General features: G+C 59.5%; 18 protein-coding genes and 1 pseudogene. 11 read left to right on the forward strand and 8 right to left on the reverse strand.

Annotation, left to right across the window (positions count from 1 at the left end; translation table 11 throughout):
• Window positions 1-27: 27 nt before the first annotated feature.
• From AC07ZE_RS05070 to AC07ZE_RS05090, 5 genes and pseudogenes are all read right to left on the reverse strand, one after another.
• Window positions 28-366: a HopJ type III effector protein gene (locus AC07ZE_RS05070; protein ID WP_207261902.1), complete on the reverse strand. Its 339-nt coding sequence runs from the start codon at window positions 364-366 to the stop codon at window positions 28-30.
• Window positions 359-655, reverse strand: coding sequence for a DUF1244 domain-containing protein (locus tag AC07ZE_RS05075; RefSeq protein WP_207261904.1), 297 nt, complete (start codon window positions 653-655; stop codon window positions 359-361). The genes AC07ZE_RS05070 and AC07ZE_RS05075 overlap by 8 nt, the downstream gene beginning before the upstream one ends.
• Window positions 656-701: 46 nt before the next feature.
• On the reverse strand, window positions 702-1,448 hold the full coding sequence (locus tag AC07ZE_RS05080) for a hypothetical protein (RefSeq protein WP_207261906.1): 747 nt from the start codon (window positions 1,446-1,448) through the stop codon (window positions 702-704).
• Complete coding sequence (folM, locus tag AC07ZE_RS05085) at window positions 1,441-2,139, reverse strand: dihydromonapterin reductase (protein WP_207261908.1); 699 nt, start codon at window positions 2,137-2,139, stop codon at window positions 1,441-1,443. Before folM ends, AC07ZE_RS05080 begins: the two co-directional genes overlap by 8 nt.
• A gap of 131 nt (window positions 2,140-2,270) precedes the next feature.
• A pseudogene (locus AC07ZE_RS05090) lies at window positions 2,271-2,420 on the reverse strand (antibiotic biosynthesis monooxygenase); the annotation flags it as partial.
• A 232-nt stretch (window positions 2,421-2,652) separates the two neighbouring features.
• Here AC07ZE_RS05090 and AC07ZE_RS05095 point away from each other — a divergent pair.
• A complete protein-coding gene (locus AC07ZE_RS05095) occupies window positions 2,653-3,612 on the forward strand; it encodes a MerR family transcriptional regulator (RefSeq protein ID WP_207261911.1) in 960 nt (319 codons plus the stop codon).
• Window positions 3,613-3,614: 2 nt separating this feature from the next.
• Here the strand turns inward: AC07ZE_RS05095 and AC07ZE_RS05100 are convergent, their stop codons facing one another.
• Together AC07ZE_RS05100 and AC07ZE_RS05105 are read right to left on the reverse strand one after the other, a co-directional pair.
• Window positions 3,615-4,220 (reverse strand): hypothetical protein, encoded by a 606-nt coding sequence (locus AC07ZE_RS05100; RefSeq protein WP_137806244.1) that lies wholly within the window; start codon window positions 4,218-4,220, stop codon window positions 3,615-3,617.
• A gap of 54 nt (window positions 4,221-4,274) precedes the next feature.
• Window positions 4,275-4,751, reverse strand: coding sequence for a PAS domain-containing protein (locus AC07ZE_RS05105; RefSeq protein ID WP_207261913.1), 477 nt, complete (start codon window positions 4,749-4,751; stop codon window positions 4,275-4,277).
• A 130-nt stretch (window positions 4,752-4,881) separates the two neighbouring features.
• On the opposite strand from AC07ZE_RS05105, the gene AC07ZE_RS05110 reads away from it, so the two are divergent.
• The 7 genes from AC07ZE_RS05110 to AC07ZE_RS05140 all read left to right on the forward strand — a co-directional run bounded on the left by AC07ZE_RS05110 (window position 4,882) and on the right by AC07ZE_RS05140 (window position 14,756).
• Window positions 4,882-5,337: a flavodoxin gene (locus tag AC07ZE_RS05110; protein WP_207261915.1), complete on the forward strand. Its 456-nt coding sequence runs from the start codon at window positions 4,882-4,884 to the stop codon at window positions 5,335-5,337.
• Window positions 5,338-5,569: 232 nt separating this feature from the next.
• Window positions 5,570-6,352: a class II aldolase/adducin family protein gene (locus tag AC07ZE_RS05115; protein ID WP_207261917.1), complete on the forward strand. Its 783-nt coding sequence runs from the start codon at window positions 5,570-5,572 to the stop codon at window positions 6,350-6,352.
• On the forward strand, window positions 6,352-7,251 hold the full coding sequence (locus AC07ZE_RS05120) for an alpha/beta fold hydrolase (RefSeq protein WP_207261919.1): 900 nt from the start codon (window positions 6,352-6,354) through the stop codon (window positions 7,249-7,251). The genes AC07ZE_RS05115 and AC07ZE_RS05120 overlap by 1 nt, the downstream gene beginning before the upstream one ends.
• A gap of 178 nt (window positions 7,252-7,429) precedes the next feature.
• On the forward strand, window positions 7,430-8,341 hold the full coding sequence (locus AC07ZE_RS05125) for an SDR family oxidoreductase (protein ID WP_207261921.1): 912 nt from the start codon (window positions 7,430-7,432) through the stop codon (window positions 8,339-8,341).
• 537 nt (window positions 8,342-8,878) lie between these two features.
• Window positions 8,879-10,672 carry a DUF1302 domain-containing protein gene (locus AC07ZE_RS05130; protein ID WP_207261923.1) on the forward strand — a complete coding sequence of 598 codons (1,794 nt, stop codon included), beginning with the start codon at window positions 8,879-8,881 and terminating at the stop codon, window positions 10,670-10,672.
• Window positions 10,673-10,695: 23 nt separating this feature from the next.
• Entirely contained in the window at window positions 10,696-12,066 is a 1,371-nt protein-coding gene (locus tag AC07ZE_RS05135) for a DUF1329 domain-containing protein (RefSeq protein ID WP_207261925.1), read from the forward strand.
• Window positions 12,067-12,206: 140 nt separating this feature from the next.
• On the forward strand, window positions 12,207-14,756 hold the full coding sequence (locus AC07ZE_RS05140) for a LuxR C-terminal-related transcriptional regulator (RefSeq protein ID WP_207261927.1): 2,550 nt from the start codon (window positions 12,207-12,209) through the stop codon (window positions 14,754-14,756).
• Between the two features lie 10 nt (window positions 14,757-14,766).
• Here the strand turns inward: AC07ZE_RS05140 and AC07ZE_RS05145 are convergent, their stop codons facing one another.
• Window positions 14,767-15,588: an IclR family transcriptional regulator gene (locus tag AC07ZE_RS05145; RefSeq protein ID WP_207261929.1), complete on the reverse strand. Its 822-nt coding sequence runs from the start codon at window positions 15,586-15,588 to the stop codon at window positions 14,767-14,769.
• Between the two features lie 179 nt (window positions 15,589-15,767).
• Between AC07ZE_RS05145 and hmgA the strand changes: the two genes are divergently transcribed.
• Genes hmgA through maiA form a run of 3 tightly spaced genes read left to right on the forward strand, consistent with a single transcriptional unit; the run spans window position 15,768 to window position 19,028 of the window.
• Window positions 15,768-17,072 (forward strand): homogentisate 1,2-dioxygenase, encoded by a 1,305-nt coding sequence (gene hmgA, locus AC07ZE_RS05150; RefSeq protein ID WP_207261931.1) that lies wholly within the window; start codon window positions 15,768-15,770, stop codon window positions 17,070-17,072.
• A 3-nt stretch (window positions 17,073-17,075) separates the two neighbouring features.
• Window positions 17,076-18,380, forward strand: coding sequence for a fumarylacetoacetase (gene fahA, locus AC07ZE_RS05155; protein WP_207261934.1), 1,305 nt, complete (start codon window positions 17,076-17,078; stop codon window positions 18,378-18,380).
• 12 nt (window positions 18,381-18,392) lie between these two features.
• Complete coding sequence (gene maiA, locus AC07ZE_RS05160; protein WP_207261937.1) at window positions 18,393-19,028, forward strand: maleylacetoacetate isomerase; 636 nt, start codon at window positions 18,393-18,395, stop codon at window positions 19,026-19,028.
• The last annotated feature ends 7 nt before the right edge of the window (window positions 19,029-19,035 follow it).

Genomic DNA, 19,035 nt, shown 5'->3' on the forward strand with positions numbered 1-19,035 from the left:
CAGTTCAGGTTCAAAGCCGGGTTTGATTCAGCGACGAGTCAGCGGTTGCTGCGCGAACTTCACACCGGCCAGACCGTGGGCCATCAGAGCACGGATATTACCGTGATCGCTGCCTTCAGGCGTCGCCAACACCGAGCGGTAATGCTCGCCGAACGCCAACAGGGCTTCGTCATCGCTCAGGCCTTCCAGCAGCGCCAGGCCCAGGGTCTTGCACGAACCTTCGTTCTGCCCTGCAGCGTTTTCCACGCCACCATTGTTGAAAGCCTGGGGCTGGTAGTCGTAACCGGCGGCAATGAATGCCAGGGTATCGGCGAAAGCGTGTTCGCCGCTGTTGAGGCTGGCGCGCAGGGTGTTCAAATCACTCATGGGTTTTTCCTTTGGCGAACGCCGCTTGCTGGTCGGCGCTGGCTTCTTGCTGATATTGGGCTTTCCACTGCGCGTACGGCATGCCGTAAACCACTTCGCGGGCTTCGTCGAGGCTGACCTCAATCTGGCGTTCGTCGGCGGCCGCCTTGTACCACTTGGACAGGCAGTTGCGGCAGAAACCCGAAAGGTTCATCAGGTCGATGTTCTGCACATCCTTGCGGCTGTCCAGGTGGGCCACCAGCCGTCGAAAAGCGGCGGCTTCAAGTTCCAGGCGTTGTTGATCGTTCATATGGGGGTCTCTTGCACGCTATGAGGCAAAGTCGTTGTAAGGAAGGTTACAAAGGCGCGGGGTCGGCGTCAGTGAAGATGTTCACCGAGTTGCGTTCGGCAGTCCGGATGAACGACTGCGTCATCATTGCGATGTCTTGAATGATGAACAACTTTTTGTCCGGGTTGTTCAGCAGGTCGGTGGAAAGATTATTCCCTTCTTGCTCGCCGGGCCATATGCACCAGATGGATAGAATCTTTTCTCCGGTTTTTTTGATGGTGGCGGGCTCATAGTTGATTTTGTAACCCACCGATTTGGCACCACCAAAGGTGTACTGGAAAATGTCCTTGATGGTGTCTACCGATTCGGTGGTTTTCAGGTAGTAGGCCACGATGATGCGTTCGACGTTGAAGCCAATCCACATTTTAGTCTGGATGTTTTCGTTTTTGAGCGTGTAGTTGGCCCCAAAGATATTGTTGATTGCAGAGACTGTTACGGTCAGTTTCTGACCGTGTGAGTCCTCGATGTGCCCCAGGGTCGCTGGCATATTTTTCAACAACACGTGTTGTGTCTTGGTGGTCAGGTAATCCAGGTTGGCCTCACGTTCGCCAAAGACCAGAATCAGTGCAATGACCAGCCCTGTGCCGGCCGTATGTGCCACTGACAGGGACAGCAGGATCCAGTCGCTATGATCGGGAACGCCTACAAAGGCAAGGGATACATAAAGTGCTGCCACCAGCAGGATCGACAATGCCGTGATCAGAGACCACTTTATTTTTCGTGGAAGATAGATCAGTTTTTTCGAGTCAATCATTCACGATCCCTTTCTTGATGTGACGTCCGCCATTGATGACGACGCTGCTTCCAGTGCTGTAGTTGGTGTTGAGCAAGAACATGACAGCGTCGATCAGGGGTTGTGCGCCGGGCTCGAATTCGAGAAGGGCTTTCTTCAGGGTTCGCTGTGAGTACTCCGGCGTACTGTCGTCCTTGAGCATGAGCAAACCGGGAAGGATGGCGTTCACTCTGACACCGGGTGCGTATTTTTCAGCAAAGGACAGCACCATGTTTTGCAGCGCGGATTTGGTGGCGGCATAGCCAATATGGTTCTTGCTGCCCCTCGAAGAAGTCTCATCGCAGATATGGATGATGTCGGATCGTTCCAGTCGCTGCAGATGCTCTCCCAGTTCAAGGTTCAAATGGTAGGGCGCTTCGACATGGAGTTTGAACATGGTGTTCAGGTTCTCCAGGCCATCGTCGAGCCACAGTGAGGCGTTGTGGATCACTGCACGTAAACTGTCGAAGTTGGTCTTGATATAGGCGATCAGCGCCTCGCGATCGCTCTGCAGTTCAAGGTTTGCCTGGAATGGCAACATGTTCGGATGGGGTGTCGCCAGGCTGGTGGAGCGACTGACGCAGATGACAGTGTGGCCACTCTCGGCCAGTGTAGTGGCAAGTTGGAGACCGACGCGCTTGCTGGTACCGGTGACAAGGATTGGACTATTCATAACTCTGCGATCAGCTTCAGTAGGTCTATGCACGGGCTAAGTTCGTGCAGCATAACTGAAGTTTTCCCGCTCGCGGGGAGCATCTCCCGCCCGTAGCGATCCTTTGCTATCAGGCGAGAACGACGGTGCAGTCAGTGATCGCTGGCCGTTTCAGCAGTCAAGGAAGGTGTCGACGCATTTTTGTGCAGCCAGCCTGCCAGCACACCGGTCGAAAGCGGAATAAAGAAGTAGGCCATTAATGGCGTCAGGCACAGGGGGCTGATGAATACCCGGCTCAGCACGGGGGAGGTAGGCATCATGTACCTCCGTAAACGAATGCGTCGCTCCGGGTAGGAACTTCGCCAGGCGCAGCGCCGGGGTGGTGGGCTGCGTTTTTTTTGGGGGGGGCACGCAACAACTATTCCTGATTCTATCCGTGACGTCTGTGGTCATCGTAACAATCAATTTCTTGAACCCTGACGGGGAGGCGGGGGTACAATGGGATCCAAATAAAACACGGATGTAGAACCGTTGATGCCTGTCCCGACTGACGTTGCTCCCGGTGAGTCGCCTGCGCTCTCTCTTGAACGGGAAGAGCTGTTCCCCATTCGTGAAGTGGCGCGGCTGACCGGCGTCAACCCGGTGACGCTTCGTGCATGGGAGCGACGTTACGGCCTGATCGTACCGACTCGCACCGAAAGCGGGCATCGCCTCTATTCCATGGCCGATATCGAGCGTGTGCGCAGCATTCTCGACTGGATCGAGCGCGGCGTGGCGGTCAGCAAGATCGGCAAGATCCTGGCCAAGGCGGCACCGCTCGAGGCGTTGTCGCACATCATCCCCAGAGACCTCGTACAAGCCGATTACGCGCAATGGCAGCAGCAGGTTCAGGCTGCGGTAAGTGCTTTTGACGACGTTCAGCTGGAGCAGGTCTACGGGCAGATCTTTTCCACTTACTCCCAGCCGGTGGTGTTTCAGGACATCCTGGTCCCGCTCTGGAAGCAATTGTTGCAACGCCAGGACTCGTTCGGTCGGACCAGCGAGTGGCTGTTCCTGGACGGTTTTTTGCGGTCACGGGTTTTGCAGCGCTTGCTGTTGATCCGTGACAAGCAACCCCGGCGAGTCATCGTCAGCGCCCTGGCAGGCCAGTGTCGGGAACTGGAGTTACTGATTGCCGCGCTGTTCCTGAGCAGCGGTCAAACCGGTGTGCGCGTGTTGACCATCGGCCAGCCATTCGACGAGTTAACGCTGGTCTGCGAAAGGATCAAACCCCAGGCACTGGTGCTGTTTTCCAATCACGTACCGACTCCCGATTTGCCTCGACGCTTGAATCGCCTGGCGATGAGTCTGGATTGTCCGGTGCTGCTGGCTGGAGATCTGTCCGATCTGGCTCAGGAAAGCCTGGCTGGGTCGTCGATCGGTTGCCTGGGGAACGAAGGCCTGGTCATGCGCCAGCGACTGAAACAGTTTCTGGCGGGTAACCTGGATACTTGAAGTCAGAGATGCAGGGCGGGATGGGTCAAGCGATGCTGTTGCAGGATGTATTGGCGCAGGCGTTCGGTTTCATCCGTGTCATCCTGGCTCAACTGGTAGGCATAGAAGCCGTTCTCGGTTTCCTTCTCAAGCGTGCCGCGCAAGGCGATCCGCTCGTAACCTGAAGGGCTGAACCACAAGGCGAAATGCTTCGGTGCCTTGGTCTTGTTGCGAACTTCCAGCAAAACCCCTTTGAACGACACTTCGTGCACCCACATCGTACCTGGCTGACCCTTGGCGTTTTCCAGCGCTACCGGTTCTTCCAGTACCAATCGCCATGGCCGGACCAGTGGCCCGTCCTCGTAGATACTCGGCACACCCAGACGCAGATGCAACGCATGAAATTCGTCTTCCACCAGATGCAGTGGAAAGGTCATTTGCTGGTTTTCGAAATTGGCGTGAATAGTGACTTGCTCATGAGCGGCGAGGCGCGTGAGCAAGTCACGGATTTGCGAACCACCGTTAACGAGCAGGCTCGACGTTGCGTCCCGCACATTGAGTTGCGGGTTATGTTGCATGGTCTGGATGAAATCCAGCTCGTCCTGGGTCAGGAGCGCGTCGCGTTGCATGGCTAGCTCGAAAGAAATATTTACAAAGTCATTGGTGATTGTAGTAAGTGACAACTAATTCGCTGATTTGTTTATGCCGTTCGTCGCCTTGAGTGCGGCAAGCTCGGCCTGGACTTCAGCCAATTGCGCTTCAAGCTGCGCTACCCGCTGCTGTGCCTTGACCTGTACGGTCACGTCTTTCTGTACGCCGATGAAATAAACCTGTCCGTCGCTCGGGTTTTTCACCGTCGAAACGGACAGCTCATTCCAGAACGGTGTGCCGTCCTTGCGATAGTTGCGCAGAATTTCCCGGCACGATCCCTCGCTGTTCAAGGCGTCACGAATCTTCGGTAGCGCATCCTGATCACGGTCGCCGGATTGCAGGAAACGGCAATCCTGATAAAGGATTTCTTCGCTGGTATAACCGGTCAGGCGTTCGAACGCCGGGTTGACGTAAATCAGGATCTTGTCTTGATCGCCTTCCTTTTCGGCAATCACGATGCCGTCGTTGGACGCGTTGATGGCCAGTTGCAGCAGTTTTGCGTTGATCATCAGTCAAACCCTTCCTTGTTGGTTTTCAGGTGGCGTTCTCAATTGAGAACACCTCTTAGGCATTCTAAAAGAACAATCCCGGCCGTGCTGTTAATATCCCGGTCTTTTACTCAGCTTCAGGATCAGATTGATGAAAGTCGCCATCATTTCCGGCTCGGTGTACGGCACGGCTGAAGAAGTCGCCCGGCATGCCGCCAGCATTTTGAACGCCGCCGGTTTCGAAACCTGGCACAACCCGCGTGCAGGCCTGGCCGATATACAGGCCTTTGGCCCCGAAGCCTTCCTGGCCGTGACCTCGACGACCGGCATGGGCGAGTTGCCGGATAACCTGCAGCCACTGTATTTCGCCCTTCGTGACCAGCTGCCTGCCGCATGGCGTGGTTTGCCGGGCGCGGTGATCGGTCTGGGCGATGCGAGTTATGGCGATACGTTCTGCGGCGGCGGCGAGTTGATGCGAGAGTTGTTCGGTGAACTGGGCATCCGTGAAGTTCTGCCGATGTTGCGCCTGGACGCCAGTGAAAGCGTGACCCCGGAAGCGGACGCTGAGCCCTGGCTGGCGCAATTGGTGGGCGCTTTGCGCGGCTGATCGACTCCACCTGACGTTCCTGCCAGAGGGGCGTCATGGTTCTGACGGGGCTGCGCAAAGCACGCCCCGCACCTTCTCTGGCGGCGACCATTTGACATGGATCCAAACTTCCTGACCCACTGACTCCTACGGCCATCAAGCTGGCTGCCAACGCAACTACGCGAACCCGAAGCGCTGACTAGACTCGGTAGTCATTGGAAACACTCCATAATAAAAACCGAGGTTCCTAACCGTGAGCGCAACGCCCCTCCAATCGCCCCAGAGTGTCAAAGACCTGGTCAGCCCGGCCGAATGGCAGACCCGTGTCGACCTCGCGGCCTGTTATCGCCTGGTGGCCCAGCATGGCTGGGATGATCTGATCTTCACCCATATTTCCGCCAAGGTTCCGGGTACCGAAGACTTCCTCATCAATCCGTTCGGGCTGATGTTTCATGAGATCACCGCATCGAGTCTGGTCAAGGTTGATCAGGCCGGCAACAAACTGATGGACAGCCCCTACGAGATCAACCCGGCCGGGTACACCATCCACAGTGCAGTGCATGAAGTCCGTCACGATGTCGTCTGCGTGCTGCACACCCACACGGCGTCCGGTGTTGCGGTGTCAGCGCAGAAACAGGGCGTGTTGCCGATCAGCCAGCAGTCGCTGTTCGTCCTTTCTAGCCTGGCGTATCACGCTTACGAAGGTGTTGCGCTTAACCACGAGGAAAAGGCCCGTCTGCAAGCCGACCTTGGCGAAAACAATTTCCTGATGCTGCACAACCATGGCCTGCTGACCTGCGGCAGCAGCATCGCCGACACCTTCCTGATGATGTTCACCTTCCAGCGCGCCTGCGATATCCAGGTCATGGCGCAGACCGGTGGCGCGGAGCTGATCGCCATCGAACCGCAGATTCTGGCGGGCGCCAAGGCGATGATCGCAGGCGTCACCAAAAGTGCTCAAGGCATGGGCGGCGCGCTGGCCTGGCCAGCGCTGCTGCGCAAACTCGATAAACAAGACCCGGGTTATAAACTCTAATGGCCCTTGCCGAGATCCCGCTGTGTATCTGGCGCAAGCGCAGCCAGTCATTTGTGTTTCGTGGCCAGACCATCCGCTACTGGACGGCCGGGCAGGGTGAACCGCTGTTGCTCATTCATGGCTTCCCGAGCGCCAGTTGGGACTGGCATTACCTGTGGCAGCCGCTGACCCAGCGCTATCGGGTGATCGCCTGCGACATGCTCGGTTTCGGCGACTCGGCCAAACCGGTGAACCACGAATACAGCCTGCTGGAACAGGCCGATCTGCAACAGGCGCTGCTGGATCATCTGAATATCGGGCAACCGGTGCACTTGCTGGCCCATGACTACGGCGACAGCGTGGCCCAGGAGTTGCTGGCCCGGCATTATGAGTCGCTGATCAGTATCGCAAGTTGTGTCTTCCTCAATGGCGGGTTGTTTCCGGAAACCCATCGTCCGGTCCTGATGCAAAAACTGCTGCTCAGTCCCCTGGGCTGGATGATCGGCCGCGCGTTCAGTCGTGATGGGCTGGTGAAGAGTTTCCGCAAGATCTTCGGTCCACACACACGCCCCAGTGAAAGCGAGATGGATGATTTCTGGAGCCTGATCGAAAACAATCACGGCCCGCGCATCATGCATAAATTGATCGCCTACATTCCCGAGCGACGCGTACAGCGCGAGCGCTGGGTGGGTGCAATGCAGCGCGGCGAAGTGCCGCTGCGGGTGATCGATGGCGAGGTCGACCCGATCTCCGGCGCACACATGGTCGCGCGTTACCGGGAGCTGATCCCCGACGCCGATGCGGTGTTGTTGAGCGACATCGGGCATTACCCGCAGATTGAAGCGCCGTGCCAGGTGCTCAAACACTACCTGGCGTTTCGCGATCAGTTGATATCACCGCTCAAGGTGGCCTGTTCCTGATCAAGCAGGTGTTTATCTGTGGCGAGGATCCCCTCGCCACAGGTTTTGTGTTCACCTGTTGTGCCCTCAATCATCCCCCAGCCTTATCGCACACCATTCAGCCTCCCCCTGTTCATTGTGACCCGCAGCGCCGTGCCTGAAACTCCGAGGCAATGTCCCTGGCCTGCTGGAGTTCCCCATGAATGAGTCTGTGCGCTTCGAAGATAAAGTCGTGATCATCACCGGTGCAGGTGGCGGCCTGGGACGGGCGCATGCGTTGTTGTTCGCCAAACAGGGCGCCAAAGTGCTGGTCAATGACCTTGGCGGCTCAACGCAAGGTGAAGGTGCCAACGCTTCGGCGGCAGATCGCGTGGTCGCGGAAATCCGCGAGGCCGGCGGCACCGCCGTGGCCAACCACGACTCGGTCACCGACGGCGACAAGCTTGTTCAACATGCCCTCGACGCTTTCGGTCGCGTCGATGTCGTGGTCAACAACGCCGGGATCCTGCGCGACAAAACCTTCCACAAAATGGACGATGGCGACTGGGACCTGGTTTACCGCGTTCACGTCGAAGGCGCCTACAAAGTGACCCGCGCCGCCTGGCCACACATGCGCGAGCAAAACTACGGCCGGGTGATCTTCACCGCATCCACGTCGGGCATCTACGGCAACTTCGGCCAGTCCAACTACGGCATGGCCAAACTCGGCCTCTACGGCCTGACCCGTACCCTGGCCATCGAAGGCCGCAAGAACAACATCCTGGTCAACGCCATCGCCCCCACCGGCGGCACCCGCATGACCGAAGGCCTGATCCCGCCGCAAGTGTTCGAACAACTCAAGCCGGAACTGGTCAGCCCACTCGTGGTGTACCTGGCCAGCGAAAACTGCCAGGAAACCTCCGGCCTGTTCGAAGTTGGTGGCGGCTGGATGGGCAAAGTCCGCTGGGAACGCAGCCTCGGTGCGGGCTTCGACCCACGGGTCGGTTTCTCCCCGGAAGACGTGGCGGCGCACTGGCAGCAGATCTGTGATTTCGAGGGCGCGGCGCATCCGAAGGACAACATTGAGGCGCTGAAGGAAATGATGGGGAATTTGCAGAAGTATTCGATCTGATCTCGCTTCATCCGGCAGGACCTTCATGGCTCCTGCCACCCTTTCTAAAAGTCCCTTCGCCTGAAACCCCGCCCATAAAAAAGGCCGCTGCAAACGCAGCGGCCAAAGCAAGACGTTGGATCCAGGAGCTACAAATCAACGTCGGTGTACGCGGGGGGATGACTCGAAACCTTCAAATCATCTGAGATCTGTCGCAATAGCGTAGACGAATTACACGCTTTTGCTTCGCGCTTTCAGGCTGTTTACCGTGAAAGCCTGATCAGAATAAGTCTTTGCCGACAAAGGAAAAATAGCGATTGCGGACATGCACTGTTACGGGGCGCGCAACAGTTGAATGTTCTACCTGGCATCAGCATCCCCTGGCGTATGCGTGTGGCTGATGGCGTGCCATCCAGCCGATCCATGCTCCGCGCAATACCGCGTCCCACGCAGCCAGTCATCCTTTGGAGGTACACCACGAATACCTCCTTGGTGCGCTTATCGACCCCGGCAGGCGGCAGTAGGGTGAGGCCTTCTGTCACTCACCGGGGAAGACGCATGACAAAAACAACAATGCGCGCCATCTTCACACCGCAGGCGCTGGCCGTTGCGGTTGCCTTGGGTTGCTGTGCCCAGGCGCAGGCTGTTTCTTTCAACATCGGGGAAATCGAGGGGACGTTCGACTCTTCGTTGTCGGTCGGTGCAAGTTGGGGCATGCGTGATGCCGACGATGCGTTGGTGGGTACCGTCAACGGCGGCAGCGGGCAGGCTTCGACCGGTGACGACGGGCGTCAGAACTTCGGGAAGGGCGAAACCTTCTCGAAGATTTTCAAGGGCATTCACGACCTCGAACTGAAGTATGGCGACACCGGTGTATTTGTCCGTGGCAAGTACTGGTACGACTTCGAGCTGAAGGACGAAGACCGGCCGTTCAAGCCGATCAGTGATCACAATCGCAAGGAAGGCGCCAAGTCTTCCGGTGGGCAAATCCTCGATGCGTTCGTCTATCACAACTACTCCATCGGCGAATTGCCGGGCACGGCGCGTGCGGGCAAGCAGGTGGTCAGTTGGGGCGAAAGTACCTTCATCGGCAACTCGATCAACAGCATCAACCCGGTCGACGTTTCAGCGTTTCGCCGTCCCGGTGCCGAGATCAAGGAAGGTCTGATTCCAGTCAACATGTTGTTCGCGTCACAGGGCCTGACGGACAAGCTGACGGTTGAAGGCTTCTATCAACTGGAGTGGGACCAGACTGTCGTCGACAACTGCGGCACCTTCTTCGGCGTCGATGTGGTGGCGGACGGGTGCGACAAGGGCTACACCGTCGCCAGCCCGGCCATTGCGCCGTTGCAGCCGATTGCCGCGGCCTTTGGCCAGGGTTTCGAGGTCACCCGGGAAGGGGTTGTCGTTCCTCGCGGTCAGGACCGCGATGCGCGGGATTCGGGGCAATGGGGTACGGCGCTACGCTGGTTGGGGGATGACACCGAGTACGGTCTGTACTTCATGAACTACCACAGCCGCTCACCGAACGTCGGCACGACAACGGCAGGCCCCTCTACGCTGGCGAGCATTCCCGGGATCGTCGCGGCCGCCAACCGTATCGCGCCCGGCAGCGGCTCGGGCCTGGCGCAAAGCGTGATGCTCGGGCGCGGTCAATACTACCTCGAATACCCGGAAGACATTCGCCTCTACGGCGCGAGTTTCTCCACCACCTTGCCCACCGGCACGGCGTGGACCGGCGAGATCAGCTATCGCCCCAACGCACCGGTGCAGGTCAACACCAACGACCTGACCCTGGCGATGCTCAACCCGATTGCCGGCGGCGCCGCTTCACCGATCGCCACCACCCCTGGCGCCGACAACAAAGGCTATCGGCGCAAGGAAGTGACGCAGATCCAGAGCACCTTGACGCACTTTGTCGATCAGATCGCCGGCGCGGATCGCCTGACACTGGTAGGCGAAGCGGCGGTGGTGCATGTCGGTGGCCTGGAGGCCCGCAGCAAGCTGCGTTATGGCCGCGACTCGGTGTACGGCCAGTATGGTTTCGGCGGCGATACCGACGGTTTCGTGACCTCGACTTCGTGGGGTTATCGCGCCCGGGCGATCCTCGATTACAACAACGTGATCGCCGGGATCAACTTCCGGCCCAACCTGTCGTGGTCCCACGACGTCGCCGGGTACGGCCCCAACGGGCTGTTCAACGAAGGTGCCAAGGCCGTCAGCCTCGGCGTCGATGCGGACTACCGCAACACCTACACCGCAAGCCTCAGTTACACCGACTTCTTCGGTGGTGACTACAACGTGCTCGAAGACCGCGACTTCGTGGCGTTGAGCTTTGGCGTGAACTTCTGATCTGACTGAGAAGGATGATTTCCATGCGCAAGATGATTCTGCAATTCGGCACCGTCCTGGCCCTGAGTCTGCTGGCCGTCAACGTGATGGCAGCGGTGTCACCGGAGGAAGCGAACAAACTGGGCACCAGCCTCACACCGCTGGGTGCGGAGAAGGCCGGCAACGCCGACGGCTCGATCCCGCCGTGGACCGGCGGCATCCCGAAAAACGCTGGCGCGGTGGACAGCAAGGGCTTCCTGGCTGATCCGTTCGCCAATGAAAAACCACTGTTCATCATCACGGCGGCAACGGTGGACAAGTACAAGGACAAGCTCTCGGACGGTCAGATCGCGATGTTCAAGCGCTACCCCGAGACTTACAAGATTCCGGTTTATCCGAGCCACCGCACCGCGGCGCTGCCGCCGCAAATCTACGACTCGGCCAAGCGCAGCGCGTTGAATGTCATTCCGACCAACGACGGTAACGGCCTGGCCAATTTCACCGGCAATCGCTACTACGCCTTTCCGATTCCGAAGAACGGCGTTGAAGTGATCTGGAACCACATCACCCGTTATCACGGTGGCAATCTGCGTCGCACCATTACTCAAGCAACGCCGCAATCCAATGGCGATTTCACCGTCATCCGCTTCAAGGACGAGGTGGCCGTGCCGTCATTGTTGGGGGACCTGAAGCCGGGCAGCGATGACAACGTACTCAACTATTTCAAACAGGAGGTGACGGCGCCTGCGCGGCTGGCGGGCAACGTGCTGCTGGTTCACGAGACCCTCGATCAGGTCACGGAACCGCGCAAGGCCTGGATCTACAACGCCGGCCAGCGCCGTGTGCGGCGTGCACCGCAAGTGGCCTATGACGGCGTGGGCACTTCGTCCGACGGCCTGCGCACCACCGACAACTTCGACATGTTTTCCGGTGCACCGGACCGCTACGACTGGAAGCTGATCGGCAAGAAAGAAATGTACATTCCGTACAACAGCTACAAACTGGATTCGCCGAACCTGAAATACACCGATGTGATCAAGGCCGGCCATATCAACCAGGACCTGACCCGCTATGAATTGCACCGGGTCTGGGAGGTCGTCGCCACGGTCAAGCCCAACGAGCGGCATGTGTACGCCAAGCGTCACATGTACCTCGACGAAGACACCTGGCAGGTGGCGCTGGCTGACCACTATGACGGTCGCGGTCAGCTCTGGCGTGTGGCCGAAGGACATGCGCAGTTCTACTACGATCATCAGGTGCCGGCCTACACGGTCGAGGCACTGTATGATCTGATTGCCGGTCGCTACATCGCCTTGGGGATGAAAAACGAAGAGAAGCGCAGCTTCGAATTCAACATCGCGGCCAAAGCCGGGGACTACACGCCGGCAGCCCTGCGGAGCACGGGGGTGAGGTAATCGTCCTACAGGCTCCTACACAAAAAGGTGACCTCGCGGTCACCTTTTTTATGGCTGCAAATCAACCCGCTGAATACTTCTTCAACAAGCGCTCGGGAGGGGGCTAGGGTGGCGCCACAACTATAAATAGGCGCACCACTATGACTGCCATGACGACGTGTCTGGACCGTCCTGGACTTCTGCCTCGCTTGTGTTCCCATCACCTGTCCCGCGAACGCTTGGTCGAGCCATTGCTGGCGTCCACGGCACGGGTGAAATTGCTCTGTGCGCCGGCTGGCAGCGGCAAGAGTGCGCTGCTCACAGAGTGCCTGTTGCGGGCGTCGGGACATTGTCGGGTGTATTGGTTGCCGTTGGCGGGCGAGTCGTTGAGTGTGGCCGATTTCCGGCAGCGGCTGGCGCATGCGCTGGGACTGGCTGCATCGGACGAGCTTGCATTGCTGGAGCACCTGGCCCGCTTGCAAACGCCGACCTGGCTGTTTATCGATGATTATTGCCGCGCCCCCAACCCTGAACTCGACCGCCTGCTTGACCGTTTACTGGCTGTCAGAAGCCCGTCATTGAGTTGGTGGCTGGGCTCGCGTCGACGGCCGTCCTGCAACTGGCCACGCTTGTTGCTCGATGATGAGGTGTACGAGTGCGACGGGCAGGCACTGGCGTTTACCGAGCAAGACGTCGAACAGTTGCTCGGCCACGTAGAACCGTCACGGGCGAGCAGCGTCGCCAGAAGAATCATCCAGCGCAGCGGCGGTTGGTGTGCCGGCGTGCGCATCGCCCTGCTCGATGGCTGTCAGTGGGCAGCCGGGCAAGACAAGCAGGAGCGTTCGGCGACGCTGCTCGATTACTTGCAACATGAACTGTTCAACACGTTACCCCCGGAGTTGGTCGAAGTCTGGCAGGTGCTGGCCCATTTGCCGCGATTCAATGCCGGGCTGTGCGAGCATCTGTTCGGTGCCGGTGAAGGCGCGAAGGCGTTGCAGACCTTGCAGGACATGGGGTGTTTCATCGAGCCTTGGGAAGATTCCGCTGACTGGTTGCGCGTCTTCCTGCCACTGGCCCGTGCCATGCGTGAAGAGCAGGGGTCGGCCAGTCGCTCGTGGCATCGGCGCGCGTGCCAGTGGTTCTGCGCCGAGGAGGATTGGCAGGGGGCATTCGAGCAGGCGTTATTGGCCGAGGAGTTCGAAGCCGCGGTCAGCTTGTTGCAGCATTTCAGCTTCGAGCATTTGTTCCGCTGCGAGAATGTGCGCCTCTTGCTGAATCTGCATGAGCACCAGGGGCAGGAAATGACCCTCGGGTCGCCGCAATTGGTCGGTCTGATCACTGCAGCATTGTTGTTTGCCGGCCGTTTCGACCAGGCGGCGCTGTGCATCGAGCAAATGGCGCGCTTCGCCCCGCAACCGACGGCCGCCCTGCAACGGCAGCTGTTGGCACGCTGGCAGGCGCAACAAGGCTGGTTGATGCATTTGCAGGGGCGCATGGCGGCGGCGCACGGGCACTTTGTCGATGCGCTGGCCGAGTTGGCAGCGGATGCCTGGCCGGCCCGCTTGTTATGCCTGTCCGGGTTGACTCAACAGGCGCTGCTCAATGGCGAACTCGATGCCGCGCAGGCCTTGAACCGGGAGGCGCTGTGCCTGGCTCGGGCGCAAGGCTCGTTGCTGTTCGAAGGGCTGCTCGAACTCGATCACGCGCAATTGCTGGAACAGCGCGGCGCTCCCCGGCGCGCCGAGAACCTGCTGGCCGATGTTCATGAAATGTTGTGCCGACAGGCTGACCGTCCAACGCCGCTGCTGGGGCGAATCGCCTTGCGTCGCGGGCGTCTGGCGCTCTGCCAGGGACAAGACGAAATGGCCGCCGAGTGCTTCAGTAATGGTCTTCAGGATTGTCTGCACAGTCTGGATAAGCGCGCGTTGTATGGCTTTCTCGGGCAGGCCCAGGTGGCGGCCAATCAACGCAATTACGCCCACGCGTTTGACCGCTTGCGCGAGGCCGAGCGCTTGATGCAGCAGCGGCAGATTCCCGATACGGTGTATCGCGGCGTTCTATTGCAAATCAGCAGTCACTTCTGGTTGCAGCAAGGTCGACCGCAATTGGCCCATGAAACCTTGACCCGCGTGGCCCGTCACTACCGTGGGGCCGATGCCCGACAGGCCCCCCCGGCCACGGTGGGGCTGATTGCCCGGGTCGAGTATTTGCTGGTACTGGCCGAAACCCATCTGCACCTGGCCACGCAACCACTGGAGCCGCTCAAGGTTTTGCTCGAACGCGCGCAACAGCATGGGATGCTGGCGCTGGAAACGGAATTGCAGTTTGCAATCTGCGAAGTGGCGGACCTGATCGGCGAGCCTGACAGGGCGAAGTCGGCGTTACAGGCGGGGCTGGAATTGGTCAGGCGTTGCCATTTGCAGCAGGCGTTGAACGAACTGCGGTTGCGTCAGCCGGCATTGCTCAGTCGCCTGGGTGCGGACGACGAGCCGGTGGCGCCCCTGGATACCAACCCGTTGAGCGGGCGAGAGCTGGAGGTGCTCGGCCTGATCGCCCAGGGCAATTCCAACCAACAGATCGCCGAGCAGTTGTTTATCTCATTGCACACGGTGAAAACCCATGCGCGACGCATTCACAGCAAGCTGGGTGTTGAACGCCGGACTCAAGCCGTGGCCATGGCGAAGAAGCTGGGCTTGATTGCGCAAGGTTGACGCATTCCCCCTACAGGAGATTGCGTGGAACCTGAGAATTGCCGGTGGTCGGCTCATGACCCATGCGCCAACTCACCGCGCGCGCCGCTGCCAGCAAACGTTGCGCTGCCGGACCATCTTCGTCGGCCTGAAACAGGGATGTCGGGCCAACCACCGTCAATACCGCCACCACATTGCCCATCGCGTTGAATACCGGCGCCGACAAGGCATCGACACCGGGCATCAGCAACCCATGCACATGGTGCAGGCCGCGTGCGCGGATCTGCTCGCACATGGCGGCATAAACCTGATCGTCTGCCAAGGCGTGGGCGGTCTGGGCTTGCAGTTCCTGCTCACGCAGCTCGATGGTTTCCCTTTTGGGCAGATAGGCGCCAAACACCAGACCTGTGGAAGAACTGAGCAAAGGCAACACCGAGCCCAATTGGGTCACTACCGTCACGGCTCGCACCGCCGGCTCGATGTGCACCACGGTCGCGCCCTGATTGCCCCATACCGCCAGAAAACAGGTTTCATTCAAGTCGTCGCGCAGTTCGGCCAAGGGCAGGGCGGCCACTTTCAGCACGTCCATACTGTTGAGTGCCGCCAGCCCGACACGCAAGGCTTCACGACCCAGCCCGTAATGGTTGGTAGCGGGATTCTGTTCGGCGAAGCCGCTGGCGATCAGTGCCTGCAAATAGCGGTGGACCTTGCTCGCCGGCATTTGCACGTGTTCGGCCAGGCGCGAGAGTGATGTCGAGGGCGACAACTCGGCCAACGCCTTGAGGATGTCGGTACCCACCTCGGCGGAGCGGACTTTCTGTTTGCCGTTGCTGTCGCTGGCGGGCTTTTGCATGGTGGCGCCGTCTTTCAAGGGATGAGTTCCGGGGATGAATGGGCGTCTTTATAGCTTGACGGTCAATACCAATCAAATTACGTTATTCGTAATTGAATTACGATAAAAACAACTTTGGCGTGCCCAGACCTCTTCCGCAGAGCGACAGGCCATGACCCACTCCCTGTTCAGGAGGCTCCATGAACCTCGATTCATCGACGCCAGCACTGGCTTATCAGTCAGGCTTCGGCAACGAATTCAGTAGCGAAGCGTTGCCCGGTGCGTTGCCGGTCGGCCAGAACTCGCCACAGAAAGCCCCTTACGGCCTCTACACCGAACTGTTTTCCGGCACCGCGTTCACCATGGCCCGCAGCGAAGCGCGACGGACCTGGATGTACCGTATCCAGCCGTCGGCCAATCATCCGGCATTCGTCAAACTCGATCGGCAACTGGCTGGCGGGCCACTGGGTGAAGTAACCCCCAATCGCCTGCGCTGGAATGCCCTGGATATTCCCGCCGAGCCGACCGATTTCATTGATGGCCTGGTGAGCATGGCCGCCAACTCCGGCGCGGATAAACCGGCCGGGATCAGCATCTTGCAGTACCGCGCCAATCGGTCCATGGAGCGAGTGTTCTTCAACGCCGACGGTGAAATGCTGCTGGTGCCGCAACTGGGGCGACTGCGGATTGCCACCGAACTCGGCGTGCTGGAACTGGAGCCGCTGGAAATCGCCGTACTGCCACGGGGTTTGAAATTCCGCGTGGAGCTGCTTGATCCGCAGGCCCGCGGCTACATCGCCGAGAACCATGGTGCGCCCCTACGCTTGCCGGATCTGGGGCCGATCGGCAGCAACGGCCTGGCCAACCCGCGGGACTTCCTCACCCCGGTTGCCCGTTACGAACACCTCGCGCAACCCACCACCCTGGTGCAGAAGTTCCTCGGCCAGTTGTGGGGCACCGAGCTCGATCATTCGCCGCTGAACGTGGTCGCCTGGCATGGCAACAACGTGCCATACAAATATGACCTGCGCCGTTTCAACACCATCGGCACCGTCAGCTTCGATCACCCGGATCCGTCGATCTTCACCGTGTTGACTTCGCCGACCAGCGTCCACGGTCTGGCCAACCTCGATTTCGTGATCTTCCCGCCACGCTGGATGGTTGCCGAGAACACCTTCCGTCCACCGTGGTTCCACCGCAACCTGATGAACGAATTCATGGGGCTGATCCAGGGCGAGTACGACGCCAAAGCCGAAGGCTTCGTCCCCGGCGGCGCGTCGCTGCACAGCTGCATGAGTGCGCACGGGCCTGACGGCGAAACCTGCACCAAGGCGATCAACGCGGACCTCAAACCGGCGAAAATCGACAACACCATGGCCTTCATGTTCGAGACCAGCCAAGTGCTGCGTCCGAGCCGATTCGCCCTCGATTGTCCGCAACTGCAAACCCACTACGACGCTTGCTGGGCCACGTTGCCCGCCACTTTCGACCCAACCCGGAGATAACCCATGACGCAGACTTCCATCACTCGCAGCTGGGTTGCCTCCGCCAACGGCCATGCGGATTTCCCGCTGCAAAACCTGCCACTGGGCGTGTTCAGTGTGAAAGGTTCGGCACCGCGCAGCGGCGTGGCCATTGGCGAGCATATTTTCGATCTGCAGGCCGCACTCGATGCCGGTCTGTTTGACGGAGCAGCAAAAACCGCCGTCGAAGCCACCCGTGGCGGTCAGTTGAATGCGTTCTTCGAACTGGGCCGTGAAGCGCGCGTAGCCCTGCGTGAGCGTCTGCTGGAATTGTTGAGCGAGGGCAGCACCCTGCACGGCAAGATCGAGGCCCAAGGCGCTAAATTGCTGCCACTGGCGGCGGATTGCGAGATGCACCTGCCGGCGAAAATCAACGACTACACCGACTTCTACGTCGGCATCGAACACGCGCAGAACGTCGGTAAATTGTTCCGTCCGGACAATCCTTTGCTGCCTAACTACAAGTACGTGCCGATCGGCTACCACGGCCGTGCCTCGACCATTCGACCGTCCGGTACCGATGTGCGTCGCCCGAAAGGCCAGACCTTGCCGGCCGGCCATTCCGAGCCGACCTTTGGTCCCTGCGCGCGCCTGGACTATGAATTGGAGCTGGGCATCTGGATAGGCCAGGGCAATGACATGGGTGACTCGATTGCCATTGGTGATGCCGCCGATCACATCGCCGGTTTCTGCCTGCTCAACGACTGGTCGGCGCGGGACATCCAGGCCTGGGAATACCAGCCGCTGGGTCCGTTCCTGTCGAAGAGCTTCATCACCAGTATTTCGCCGTGGGTGGTGACCGCCGAAGCGCTGGAGCCATTCCGTCGCGCCCAACCCGCGCGACCGGAAGGTGATCCGCAGCCGCTACCGTACCTGTTCGATAAACGTGATCAGGCCGCCGGTGCCTTTGATATCGAACTGGAAGTGCTGCTGCTGACCGAAGCCATGCGCGAGCAGAACCTGCCGGCCCATCGCCTGACCCTGAGCAACTCGAAACACATGTACTGGACCGTGGCCCAAATGGTCGCGCACCACAGCGTCAACGGCTGCCAGTTGCAGGCCGGCGACCTGTTCGGCTCGGGCACCTTGTCGGGGCCGGAAAACGGTCAGTTCGGCAGCCTGCTGGAAATCACCGAGGGCGGTAAAAAGCCGATCGAACTGGCGTCGGGCGAGGTGCGCAAGTTCCTTGAAGACGGCGATGAAATTATCCTGCGTGGCCGTTGCAGCCGCGAGGGCTTTGCCTCCATCGGCTTCGGCGAGTGCCGTGGCAAAGTGTTGCCGGCGCGCTGAGGGGAACGGGGCATGGAACTCTATACCTACTACCGTTCGACCTCGTCCTATCGGGTGCGTATCGCACTGGCATTGAAGGGCCTGGATTATCAGGCACGGCCGGTCAACCTGATCGCGCCGCCCGGTGGCGAACATCGCCAGCCGCCGTATCTTGGCATCAACCCGCAAGGCCGCGTGCCGGCCCTGCGCACCGATGAAGGCGAACTGCTGATCCAGTCACCGGCGATCATCGAGTACCTGGATGAGCGTTATCCACAGGTGCCGTTGCTGTCCAAAGACTTCGCTGCCCGCGCCCGTGAGCGCGGCGTGGCGGCGTTGATCGGCTGCGATGTGCATCCGCTGCACAACGTCAGCGTGCTCAATCGGCTGCGGCAGTTGGGGCATGATGAAACGCAGGTTGGAGAGTGGATCGGCCACTGGATCAGTCAGGGACTGGCCGCCGTGGAGCAGTTGATCGGTGACGACGGTTACTGTTTTGGTCCGCAACCCGGGCTGGCGGATGTGTACCTGATTCCACAGTTGTACGCGGCTGAACGCTTCAACGTTTCCCTGCAAGCCTGGCCGCGGATTCGTCGCGTGGCCGCTCTGGCCGTTACGCACCCGGCGTTCATCAAGGCGCATCCGGCGAATCAGCCAGATACTCCATAGCGCGCCA

It is taken from the genome of Pseudomonas sp. GW101-3H06, assembly GCF_059424605.1.